The following is a 10,713-nucleotide window of genomic DNA, read 5'->3' on the forward strand; positions in this document are numbered from 1 at the left end:
CATAGGAAAACCGGTTGGGGGTGTTCGATGCGGTCTTGGTTCCTCTTGTTCCCCCCAAGTCAACCATCAACCTTTCAGTGCTTGCTTCAGTGCAGCCAGGCCATCCTGGTAGATAGTGGCGAACATCGCGCTCGCTTCGGCATCGCTGATACCGACCGGCACGAACGAGCCGGACCACTCCACGCGGGCCCCCTGGCCTACCGAGACCACGCGCAGGGTCGACTGGTAGTCGCGAACCGGTGCCGGGCCTTGAAGGATGGTGTAGCTGTAGCTGCGCCCGGCTTCGTTGAAGTCCAGCAGACGCTCGATGATGGTGTCACCGTCGATGCTCTTGAGCGTGCGCACGCGGCCGCCTTCGCTCAGGGCGCTTTGCACAATGAACGGCAGCCAGTCGGGCAGTGCGTCGAAGCCGCCAATCAGTTGCCAGACACGGTCGGCATTGATGTCAAGGTCGATGGACGATTGTGCAGTAGCCATGATGTTTCTCCTGGGGTTCAACCCCGATGATGCGTTAAGGACAGGGCCGCGACGCGGCCCCGCAAAGTCAGCTCAAACGGTTGGAACAGGCGCCAGGGCGTTGATCAGGCCTTGTTGACGCAGGTCATTCCAGAACGCGCTGGGGATGACAGCGCTCAGGGCTGCATGGTCTTCGTTGGCGTGCAGCGGACGGGTCGAACCCGGGATTGCTGCGACCACAGCCGGGTGGGCCAGGGCGAACTGCAGGGCGGCGGCCTTGACGTCGACGCCATGGGCATGGGCAACCGCACGAATGCGTTCGAGCTTCTCCAGCACCGCCTGGGTGGCCTTCTGGTATTCGAAGTGCTCGCCACCGGCAGTGACGCCAGAGCTGTATGGGCCGCCGACGACGATGCCAACGCCCTGCTCCACGGCTTGCGGCATGACACGTTGCAGGGCGCGATCGTGATCCAGCAGCGAGTAACGACCGGCGAGCAGGAAGCCGTCTGGACGCGGCTCGTCCAGGTCGAGGGTCAACTCGATCGGCTCAACCCGGTTCACACCCAGGCCCCACGCCTTGATCACGCCTTCTTCACGCAGGCGGGTGAGGACCCGGAAGGCCCCTTTACGTGCGGTTTCGAAACGCTCCAGCCACTCGTCACCATAGAAGTCCTGGGCGATGTCGTGGATCCAGACGATGTCCAGGCGATCGGTCTTCAGGCGACGCAGGCTGTCCTCGATGGAGCGCAGGGTGGCGTCGGCGCTGTAGTCGTTGACGATGCGGTTGCGGTTGCCGTGTTCGAACAAGCCGCTCTTTTCGCCCAGCTCACGGCTGGTAGGGTCTTCCAGTTCGTCGAGGATGATCCGACCGACCTTGGTGCTGAGCACGTATTCGTCACGCGGACGACCGACCAGGGCGTTGCCCAGACGCGATTCGGAGAGGCCGGCACCGTAGAACGGCGCGGTGTCGAAGTAGCGCACACCGTTGTTCCAGGCGGCGTCGACAGTGGCTTGCACCTCGGCCTCTGGCACATTGCGGAACATGTTGCCCAGGGGGGCGGTGCCGAAGCCCAGTGGATTGGCGATAAGGGATTTGAGGTTCATCTGGATTTTCCTGATTAGGGGAGTTGGTTCTGAACTCCGATGGCGGCAATCCTATTGCGCCCCTACCAAGATCGTCCAAGTCATAATTCGACAGACTTGAGACCTTTTGAGCAATGTGCTGTGTATGGCCTTGCGGGTGTCCAACGCGTCCGCTTTTCGGTTTAATAGCCCGCTGACCCCCTCTACTCTCGAGGTTTTTGCATGAAGCATGGTGTTTTACTGGTCGGTTTGCTGTTGCTCGCAGGCTGTGATGTCTCCATCAATACAAACGCTCCCGCGACGAATACGTCGGCGGTAGTGCTCTCCCAGCCTGGCTCTGCGCAACAGCAGAAACAGATAGCGGATACGGCGAACGAGTTCCTGCTATTGCTGGACGCGGGAAGAGCCGACATGACCTGGACGTCGGCAGGCTCAGTCCTCAAGGCAGCTACCACCGAGCCAAACTGGGTCAAAGGCATCAGCGGATTACGCATGGGGCTTGGCGAGCTGCAGCAGCGTAATCAATACCAGGTGGCGTTCACCAAACAACTGCCGGATGCGCCGCCTGGTCATTACGCGGCCGTCCAGACCCAATCAACCTTTGCAAACATGACCGTCACCGAGGCCGTGCTGCTCAGCGAAGAAGCTGATCAATGGCGCGTTGTCGGCTACAACATCAGCAAAGCCGTCGAGGTTTCCGCAGGGATTCGGCTGTTCTAGGTTTTGTACGAAAAGTATGGTCATCCATCGTTGTGGGTGCGGCGGTGCGCCGATGCGACTTGCCCCGCGATCTGCCGCAACGCGGCAGCAAAGCCCGAATTTGCGGCGTAATTGATATCGGGCACAGATACGCTTCGCACTCCATCGCGGGGCAAGCCCGCTCCCACAAAACTTTTCATACAGAGCCTAGTCAGCTCAACCCACCGAACCTTTTGTAGTAGCTGCTGTTGGCATCCGGCAACGGCCCGTCCGCGGTCTCCAGCGCTGTGGCAAGGTACTCCTCTGCCCTGCCCTGCACCAGCCGATACAGGTTGCGGCAGAGTTGCCGAGCCGCTCGGCCTTCCCAGTCGCCCGGCAACAACTCATCCGGCAATTGCGGATCGCGCAGCAGCAGGCGGCGGTACTCGTGGATGAGCAGGGTGCGGGCCAGGAAGCAGTCTGCGGCATCGGGCGCCTCCAACTCTTTCATCGCCTGCCACAAGGGGCGGAACAAGCGAATGAACTCGCTGTAATGCTGCCCGAGTTCATCGATGTTCCAGCTCTCGCGCACCTGGGCGCGCAGGGCCTTGGAGGCCAGCACTTCCTGGGCGTGGGTCTCGAACACGATGCTGTCATCCTCGGCGTCCAGCTCGCGCAGTGTCGCTGCAAGGTCGGCACGGTCGCTGCGCGGGCAGCCCAGCAGGTTCGGGCCCATGGCGCCGAAACCTTGCCACTCCAGCTCTTCACGCACGGCTTTGCGCTTGGCGGCATCGAGCTGCGACAGCAGCACCAGCGTCCACGCGCCATTCCAGGCCGGCAGGTTGGCGCTGTAGACACGCTTGAAGGCTTTCTCGAAACGCCGCCGGCCGGTGCCGGTCAGGCTGTAGTAGCTGCGCCGCCCCACCTTCTCGGCGGTCAGCCAGCCTTCCTTGGTCAGGCGAAAGATCGAGGTACGGATCAACCGCTCATTGATGCCCATCGGCTCCAGCAGGTTGATCAGGCTACCCAGCCAGACCGTGCCGCCATGGGGTTCGATGGCATCGCCATAGAGCGTGATGATCAGCGAGCTGGCGCGGATCGGCGTCTGCTCCTGGAAGCGGGTGATCAGGTGATTCAGGGGGGCAAGGCTGCTCATGAGGGGACGCGGCGCGGCTAAAGCCTCGACTATACCTGCCTGCCGTGGCCGTGCAAGGTTCATGCGCCGCCCTCGGCCTTGGGCCGGAAACCTGAATCACCCATGCGCGGGCGCTGCGCCTCGGCTTCGCTCAATGGCGGGCACTCAACCATCGAGGTCATGCAGCGTCGGGTCAGGGCGTGGTACTGGGCAGTGCCGCGTTGCTTCCAGGCCAGCTCCTGATCGCTGAGCGAGCGCTTGACCTCGGCCGGTGCCCCCACCACCAGGCTCTGCTCCGGGCACTGGAAGCCGGCCTTGACGAAGGCCGTGGCGGCGACGATGCAGCGCGGCGCGATATGCGCCCCATCCATCACCACCGCATTCATCCCCACCAAGGCGTCCTCGCCCACCCGGCAACCGTGCAACACCGCGCCGTGGCCGACGTGACCATTGCGCTCCACCACCGTGTCGCCCCCGGGGAAGCCATGCATCACGCAGGTGTCCTGCAGGTTGGCGCCATGCTCCAGGACGATACGCCCGAAGTCGCCGCGCAATGAGGCCAGCGGGCCTACATAACAATCGGGGCCGATGATCACGTCACCGATCAGGACTGCGCTGGGATGGACATAGGCACTGGGGTGAACCACAGGGGTCAGGCCGTCGAGGCGGTAGCTGGGCATAGATTGCTTCTCGATGTGATTCGGATGATGTGCAGATCTTGTATCACTTCAAATGATTCAGTCAATTCATCCAGACGTGTATCGCTTTGGTGGCAGCGATTCATTGCCGGTAAAGCAGCTTCCAAAAAGGCCAAATCGCTAGCTTTTAGGCTCTAAATTCTGTGAGAGCCGACTTGTCGGCGATGCAGCGCTCGAACGAGGCAAAAAACACATCGAGATACACGGATGCAATTTATCTATTGCGTTATGGTATCGCTTTGAATCTATACTTGCCCCAGCACCGCCAACAACTCCAAGAAAAGCCAGCTCCAGCTGGCGCCGAACGTGCAGCCTGAGGTACCACCATGCCCAGCAACCTCCTTGTGCAGCCCCCAGCGGACGGCGTCCGTCTGATCACCCTGCACCGCCCGCAAGCCCTCAACGCCTTGAGCACCGAGCTGCTGGCCGAGCTAGCCGCCGAACTCGACGCCGCAGAGCGCGACGAGCACACCCGCGCCGTGATCATCACCGGCAGCCGCAAGGCCTTCGCCGCCGGCGCCGATGTCAACGAAATGGCCGAGCGCGACCTGGTCGGTATCCTCAACGACCCCCGCGTCTCCCACTGGCAACGCATCGCCGCCTTCTCCAAGCCACTGATCGCCGCCGTCAACGGCTACGCCCTGGGCGGTGGCTGCGAACTGGTGATGTGCGCCGATATCGTCATTGCCGGCAGCGATGCACGCTTCGGCCAACCCGAAATCAACCTCGGCATCATCCCCGGCGCCGGCGGCACCCAGCGCCTGCTGCGCGCAGTGGGCAAGCCGCTGGCCATGCAGATGGTGCTCAGCGGCGAGGCCATCGACGCCCGCCATGCCTTGCAGGCCGGCCTGGTCAGCGAAGTCACCGAGCCTGAACTGACGGTCGAGCGTGCCCTGCAGGTGGCCCGCGCCATCGCCGCCAAGGCGCCGCTGGCCGTGCGCCTGGCCAAGGAGGCGCTGCTCAAGGCCCAGGACACCGACCTGGCCAGCGGCCTGCGTTTCGAGCGCCACGCTTTCACCCTGCTGGCCGGCACTGCCGACCGCAATGAAGGCATCCGCGCCTTCCAGGAAAAACGCCCGGCCCGCTTCCTCGGCCAGTGACCCTTCCCCTCCACCGACGGAGCGCTTCCAGCATGCCTTTCCAGCACATCCTGCTTTCCATCGACGACGACGGCGTCGCCCTGCTCAGCCTCAACCGGCCCGAGCAACTGAACAGCTTCAACAGCGCCATGCACCTGGAAGTGCGCGAAGCCCTCAAGCAGGTGCGCCAGAGCGAACACGCCCGGGTGCTACTGCTGACCGGGGAAGGCCGCGGCTTCTGCGCAGGCCAGGACCTGTCCGATCGCAATGTCGCCCCCGGCGCCGAGATGCCCGACCTGGGCGAGTCCATCGAAAAATTCTACAACCCCCTGGTGCGCAGCCTGCGCGACCTGCCGCTGCCGGTGATCTGTGCCGTCAATGGCGTGGCCGCCGGCGCCGGCGCCAACCTGCCGCTGGCCTGCGACTTGGTACTGGCAGCGCGTTCGGCCAGCTTCATCCAGGCGTTCTGCAAGATCGGCCTGGTTCCCGACTCCGGCGGCACCTGGCTGCTGCCGCGCCTGATCGGCATGGCCCGGGCCAAGGCGCTGGCATTGCTCGGTGAGCGCCTGAGCGCCGAACAGGCCGAACAGTGGGGGCTGATCCATCGGGTGGTCGACGACGCCGCCCTGCGCGACGAAGCCCTGACCCTGGCCCGCCAGCTGGCGGCCCAGCCCACCTATGGCCTGGCCCTGATCAAGCGCGCACTGAACCAGAGCTACGACAACCGTTTCGACCAACAGCTGGAACTGGAGCGCGACCTGCAGCGCTTGGCCGGGCGCAGCGAGGACTACCGCGAAGGCGTCAGCGCCTTCATGAACAAACGCGCCCCCGCGTTCAAGGGGCGTTGATCATGGCTGCACTCGACCGAAACACGCTGGTGGCAGTCATTGGTGCCGGTGCCATGGGGGCCGGGATCGCCCAGATAGCCGCCCAGGCCGGCCACCCGGTTCGCCTCTACGACAACCGCCCTGGCGCCGCCGCGCAAGCTGTTGCAGGCATCGACCGGCAGCTCGGCCGCCTGGTGGAAAAAGGCAAGCTGCCGGCCACCGAGCGCGCAGCCATCAGCGCCCGCCTGCAGCCCGTGGAAACCCTCGATGCCCTCGCACCCGCGCGCCTGGTCATCGAAGCCATCGTCGAAAACCTGTCGATCAAACAAGGCCTGCTGCACCAGCTCGAAGCCGTGTGTGGCGAGGACTGCATCCTCGCCAGCAACACCTCGTCGCTGTCGATCACCAGCCTGGCCGCCGACCTGAAGCGCCCACAGCAAGTGATCGGCATGCACTTCTTCAACCCGGCACCGTTGATGGCCCTGGTGGAGATTGTCTCGGGCCTGGCCAGCGATCCCGCCGTCGCCGCCACCTTGTATGAAACGGCCAAAGCCTGGGGCAAAGAGCCGGTGCACACGCAATCTACGCCGGGCTTCATCGTCAACCGCGTAGCGCGCCCTTTCTATGCCGAAAGCCTGCGCCTGCTGCAGGAAGGCGCCGCCGACTGCGCCACCCTCGACGCCCTGCTGCGCGAGGCCGGCGGTTTTCGCATGGGCGCTTTCGAGCTCACCGACCTGATCGGGCATGACGTCAACTACGCCGTGACCTGTTCAGTGTTCGAGGCCTTCTATGGTGACTTGCGCTTCCAGCCGTCGCTGGTGCAGAAGGCGCTGGTGGATGCCGGGCGCCTGGGGCGCAAGTCCGGCCAGGGCTTCTATAGCTATGCCGAGGGCGCACAAAGGCCACAACCGCTCACCCTGGCCAGCCAGGCGGATGTGGATTGCTGCATGGCAGAAGGCGACCTTGGTGTACTGCGCCCCCTGGTGGAGCGCTTGCGCAGCGCAGGCATCAGCGTGACCGAACGCGCAGGCGCAGGCTTGCTGCGGGTTGGCGACGCCACCCTGGCGCTTTCCGACGGTCGCCTGGCCAGCCAGCGTGCCCGCGAGGACGGCCTGAGCAACCTGGTCCTGCTCGATCTGGCCCAGGACTATGCCAGCGCTACCCGCCTTGCCATCAGCCACGCCGCCAACTGCACCGCCGAGGCTCGCGACCAGGCGATCGCCTTGCTGCGCACCGCCGGGCTCGAGGTCAGCGCCGTTGCCGACCTGCCCGGCCTGGTGGTGCTGCGCACCGTCGCCATGCTCGCCAACGAAGCGGCCGACGCCGTGCTGCAAGGGGTTGGTACGCCCCATGACATCGACCTGGCCATGCGCGCCGGGGTCAATTACCCCCGTGGCCCGCTGGCCTGGGCCGACAGCCTCGGTGTCGGCTACACCCTGCGCGTGCTCGACAACCTGCAACGCAGCTACGGCGAGGAACGCTACCGCCCTTCCCTGCTGCTGCGCCGCACCCACGCCGAAGGAGGCCGCCTGCATGCCTGATCTCCACCCCCAAGCGCTGGCGCGTGCCTGCGCCGAGGCCATGTTCGCCCGCGACGCGGCCAGCCAAGGCCTGGGCATCGAGCTGCTCGACGCCGGCCCCGGCAGTGCTCGCTTGGCCATGACCGTGCGCGCCGACATGATCCAGGGCCACGGCACCTGCCATGGCGGCTTTCTGTTTGCCCTGGCCGACTCGGCTTTTGCCTTCGCCTGCAACAGCCATGACGAAGCCACCGTGGCCCTGGGTTGCAGCATCGACTATGTCGCTGCGGCCAAACGTGGCGACCAGCTCGTCGCCAGCGCGACTGAACTGAGCCGCAGAGGCCGCACCGGCAACTACGACGTTCGCATCGAAAACCAGCATGGCGAGCTGATCGCCCTGTTCCACGGCAAATCCTACAAGGTGCGCGGCAGCGTGCTGGCACCGGAGAACACCCATGACTGACACCCGCCAGCCCTACGCACTGATCATCGACGCGGTGCGCACCCCCATTGGCCGCTACGGCGGCGCCCTGTCCAGCGTGCGCCCCGATGACCTGGCCGCGGTACCGCTCAAGGCGCTGATGGCACGCCACCCTGAACTGGACTGGAGCCAGGTCGACGATGTGATCCTCGGCTGCGCCAACCAGGCCGGCGAAGACAACCGCAACGTCGCGCGCATGGCCAGCCTGCTGGCCGGGTTGCCGATCAGCGTGCCCGGCACCACCCTCAACCGCCTGTGCGGCTCGGGCCTGGACGCCATCGGCAATGCCGCCCGCGCCCTGCGTTGCGGCGAAGCCGGGCTGATGCTGGCCGGCGGGGTCGAGTCGATGTCGCGGGCGCCGTTCGTGATGGGCAAATCCGAGCAGGCCTTCGGCCGCAGCGCCGAGCTGTACGACACCACCATCGGCTGGCGATTCGTCAACAAACTGATGCAAGCGCAATACGGCATCGACTCGATGCCCGAGACCGCCGAGAACGTTGCCGAGCAGTTCGGCATCAGCCGTGCGGACCAGGACGCCTTTGCCCTGCGCAGCCAGCACAAAGCTGCCGCCGCCCAGGCCAGCGGGCGCCTGGCCGAGGAGATCGTGCCGGTCGAGATCCCCCAGCGCAAAGGCCCGGCCAAATGCGTCGAGCACGACGAACACCCCCGTGGCGACACCACCCTTGAGCAACTGGCGCGCCTGGGTACGCCGTTCCGTGAGGGCGGCAGCGTCACCGCTGGCAATGCCTCCGGGGTCAACGACGGCGCCTGCGCGCTGCTGCTGGCCAGCCCCGAGGCCGCCCACCGGCACAACCTCAAGGCCCGCGGCCGGGTACTGGGGCTGGCGGTGGCCGGGGTCGAACCGCGCATCATGGGCATCGGGCCAGTGCCGGCGACCCACAAGGTGCTGGAGCTGACCGGCCTGGCGCTGGCCGACATGGACGTCATCGAACTCAACGAAGCCTTCGCCGCCCAGGGCCTGGCCGTGTTGCGCGAACTGGGCCTGGCCGACGACGACCCTCGGGTCAACCCCAATGGCGGCGCCATCGCCCTCGGCCACCCACTGGGTATGAGCGGTGCGCGGCTGGTCACCACCGCCTTGCACCAGCTTGAATACAGCGGTGGCCGCTACGCCCTGTGCACCATGTGCATCGGCGTGGGCCAAGGCATCGCCCTGGTGATCGAGCGCCTCTGATCAGCCGCCCAGAGACGCCATGCAACGCGGGCAGTATGCTGCCCCCATGACACTCAGGGCCCCGGCCCACGACAAGAACAATTCGAGTGAGACCATGAACCACTACGCCAAAGCCGACCGCGCCCTGCTCGACCCGATGGAAACCGCCAGCCTCGACGCGCTGCGCCAGCACCAACTGGAGCGCCTGCGCTGGAGCCTGCTGCACGCCTACCAGAACGTTCCTTTGTACCGCCAGCGCTTCGACGCCTGCGGCGCCCACCCGGACGACCTGCACACACTGGACGACCTGGCCAAGTTCCCCTTCACCGGCAAGAACGACCTGCGCGACAACTACCCCTACGGCATGTTCGCCGTGCCCCAGGACCAGGTGGTGCGCCTGCATGCGTCCAGCGGCACCACCGGCAAGCCGACCGTGGTCGGCTACACCCAGAACGACATCGACACCTGGGCCAACGTGGTGGCGCGCTCGATCCGCGCCGCCGGCGGGCGCAAGGGCGACAAGGTGCATGTCTCCTATGGCTACGGCCTGTTCACCGGCGGCCTCGGCGCCCACTACGGCGCCGAGCGCCTGGGCTGCACGGTGATCCCCATGTCTGGTGGCCAGACCGAAAAGCAGGTGCAGCTGATCCGCGACTTCCAGCCCGACATCATCATGGTCACGCCGTCGTACATGCTCAACCTGGCCGACGAGATCGAGCGCCAGGGCATTGCCCCCGACGACCTCAAGCTGCGCCTGGGCATCTTCGGCGCCGAGCCCTGGACCGATGAACTGCGCCGCTCCATCGAGCAGCGCCTGGGCATCAACGCCCTGGACATCTATGGCCTGTCGGAAATCATGGGCCCAGGCGTGGCCATGGAATGCATCGAGACCAAGGACGGCCCGACCATCTGGGAAGACCACTTCTACCCCGAGATCATCGACCCGGTGACCGGCGCCGTGCTGCCGGACGGCCAGCTCGGCGAGCTGGTGTTCACCTCGCTGAGCAAGGAGGCGCTGCCGATGGTGCGCTACCGCACCCGCGACCTCACCCGCCTGCTGCCTGGCACCGCCCGGCCGATGCGGCGCATCGGCAAGATCACCGGGCGCAGCGACGACATGCTGATCATCCGCGGGGTCAACGTGTTTCCCACGCAGATTGAAGAGCAGGTGCTAAAAATAAAACAGCTTTCAGAGCTATATGAGATCCATCTGTATCGTAATGGCAACCTCGACAGCGTCGAGGTGCATGTGGAGTTGCGTGCTGACAGCCAGTACCTGGATGAAGGCCAGCGCAAGCAGGTGGTGGGTGAGCTGGCGAAGCAGATCAAGACCTATATCGGCATCAGCACCCAGGTGCACCTGCAGCCGTGTGGGGCGCTGAAGCGTTCCGAAGGCAAGGCTTGCCACGTATACGACAAACGTTTGGCCAGCTGACTCGGCAGCTGTCCATCGAGCCCCGGCATGGTCCGGGGCTTTTTTTCGCCATGAAAACGCCATCGCGGGGCAAGCCCGCTCCCACGCTATGGATTGCCCCAAGAAGTTGGACGCCGATCCCGTGGGAGCGGGCTTGCCCCGCGATCT

The 10,713-nt window shown here is 65.1% G+C and carries 11 protein-coding genes; 7 read left to right on the forward strand and 4 right to left on the reverse strand.

Annotated elements, in window-relative coordinates; all coding sequences use genetic code 11:
- Positions 1-66: 66 nt before the first annotated feature.
- Together ACO6VM_RS11520 and ACO6VM_RS11525 are read right to left on the reverse strand one after the other, a co-directional pair.
- A complete protein-coding gene (locus tag ACO6VM_RS11520; protein WP_401057281.1) occupies positions 67-477 on the reverse strand; it encodes an SRPBCC family protein in 411 nt (136 codons plus the stop codon).
- A 72-nt stretch (positions 478-549) separates the two neighbouring features.
- Positions 550-1,560: an aldo/keto reductase gene (locus ACO6VM_RS11525; RefSeq protein ID WP_401057282.1), complete on the reverse strand. Its 1,011-nt coding sequence runs from the start codon at positions 1,558-1,560 to the stop codon at positions 550-552.
- 201 nt (positions 1,561-1,761) lie between these two features.
- On the opposite strand from ACO6VM_RS11525, the gene ACO6VM_RS11530 reads away from it, so the two are divergent.
- Positions 1,762-2,259, forward strand: coding sequence for a DUF4019 domain-containing protein (locus ACO6VM_RS11530; RefSeq protein ID WP_125858586.1), 498 nt, complete (start codon positions 1,762-1,764; stop codon positions 2,257-2,259).
- Positions 2,260-2,449: 190 nt separating this feature from the next.
- On the opposite strand, the gene paaX is transcribed toward ACO6VM_RS11530, so the two are convergent.
- Positions 2,450-3,373, reverse strand: coding sequence for a phenylacetic acid degradation operon negative regulatory protein PaaX (gene paaX, locus ACO6VM_RS11535; protein WP_125464045.1), 924 nt, complete (start codon positions 3,371-3,373; stop codon positions 2,450-2,452).
- Between the two features lie 59 nt (positions 3,374-3,432).
- Positions 3,433-4,032: a phenylacetic acid degradation protein PaaY gene (gene paaY / locus ACO6VM_RS11540; protein WP_401057283.1), complete on the reverse strand. Its 600-nt coding sequence runs from the start codon at positions 4,030-4,032 to the stop codon at positions 3,433-3,435.
- A gap of 344 nt (positions 4,033-4,376) precedes the next feature.
- On the opposite strand from paaY, the gene paaF reads away from it, so the two are divergent.
- From paaF to paaK, 6 genes are all read left to right on the forward strand, one after another.
- Positions 4,377-5,150, forward strand: a complete 774-nt coding sequence (gene paaF / locus ACO6VM_RS11545; protein ID WP_401057284.1) for a 2,3-dehydroadipyl-CoA hydratase PaaF — start codon at positions 4,377-4,379, stop codon at positions 5,148-5,150.
- A gap of 32 nt (positions 5,151-5,182) precedes the next feature.
- Positions 5,183-5,977 (forward strand): 2-(1,2-epoxy-1,2-dihydrophenyl)acetyl-CoA isomerase PaaG, encoded by a 795-nt coding sequence (gene paaG, locus ACO6VM_RS11550; protein WP_422403266.1) that lies wholly within the window; start codon positions 5,183-5,185, stop codon positions 5,975-5,977.
- Positions 5,978-5,979: 2 nt separating this feature from the next.
- Positions 5,980-7,497: a 3-hydroxyacyl-CoA dehydrogenase PaaH gene (gene paaH, locus ACO6VM_RS11555; protein WP_401057286.1), complete on the forward strand. Its 1,518-nt coding sequence runs from the start codon at positions 5,980-5,982 to the stop codon at positions 7,495-7,497.
- Positions 7,490-7,939: a hydroxyphenylacetyl-CoA thioesterase PaaI gene (gene paaI, locus ACO6VM_RS11560; protein WP_347149428.1), complete on the forward strand. Its 450-nt coding sequence runs from the start codon at positions 7,490-7,492 to the stop codon at positions 7,937-7,939. Before paaH ends, paaI begins: the two co-directional genes overlap by 8 nt.
- A complete protein-coding gene (pcaF, locus tag ACO6VM_RS11565; RefSeq protein ID WP_401057287.1) occupies positions 7,932-9,152 on the forward strand; it encodes a 3-oxoadipyl-CoA thiolase in 1,221 nt (406 codons plus the stop codon). Before paaI ends, pcaF begins: the two co-directional genes overlap by 8 nt.
- A 94-nt stretch (positions 9,153-9,246) precedes the next feature.
- Positions 9,247-10,566, forward strand: coding sequence for a phenylacetate--CoA ligase PaaK (paaK, locus tag ACO6VM_RS11570; RefSeq protein WP_422403267.1), 1,320 nt, complete (start codon positions 9,247-9,249; stop codon positions 10,564-10,566).
- The last annotated feature ends 147 nt before the right edge of the window (positions 10,567-10,713 follow it).

Origin of the sequence: Pseudomonas sp. GZD-209 (genome assembly GCF_049310485.1) — a bacterium.
Taxonomy (GTDB): Bacteria; Pseudomonadota; Gammaproteobacteria; order Pseudomonadales; family Pseudomonadaceae; genus Aquipseudomonas; species Aquipseudomonas sichuanensis.

Coding starts and splice junctions, on each gene's coding strand:
- paaI (WP_347149428.1), top strand. CDS start 7,490: ATGCCTGATCTCCACCCCCAAGCGCTGGCGCGTGCCTGCGCCGAGGCC.
- pcaF (WP_401057287.1), top strand. CDS start 7,932: ATGACTGACACCCGCCAGCCCTACGCACTGATCATCGACGCGGTGCGC.
- paaF (WP_401057284.1), top strand. CDS start 4,377: ATGCCCAGCAACCTCCTTGTGCAGCCCCCAGCGGACGGCGTCCGTCTG.
- paaY (WP_401057283.1), bottom strand. CDS start 4,032: ATGCCCAGCTACCGCCTCGACGGCCTGACCCCTGTGGTTCACCCCAGT.
- paaH (WP_401057286.1), top strand. CDS start 5,980: ATGGCTGCACTCGACCGAAACACGCTGGTGGCAGTCATTGGTGCCGGT.
- ACO6VM_RS11525 (WP_401057282.1), bottom strand. CDS start 1,560: ATGAACCTCAAATCCCTTATCGCCAATCCACTGGGCTTCGGCACCGCC.
- paaK (WP_422403267.1), top strand. CDS start 9,247: ATGAACCACTACGCCAAAGCCGACCGCGCCCTGCTCGACCCGATGGAA.
- ACO6VM_RS11520 (WP_401057281.1), bottom strand. CDS start 477: ATGGCTACTGCACAATCGTCCATCGACCTTGACATCAATGCCGACCGT.
- paaX (WP_125464045.1), bottom strand. CDS start 3,373: ATGAGCAGCCTTGCCCCCCTGAATCACCTGATCACCCGCTTCCAGGAG.
- ACO6VM_RS11530 (WP_125858586.1), top strand. CDS start 1,762: ATGAAGCATGGTGTTTTACTGGTCGGTTTGCTGTTGCTCGCAGGCTGT.
- paaG (WP_422403266.1), top strand. CDS start 5,183: ATGCCTTTCCAGCACATCCTGCTTTCCATCGACGACGACGGCGTCGCC.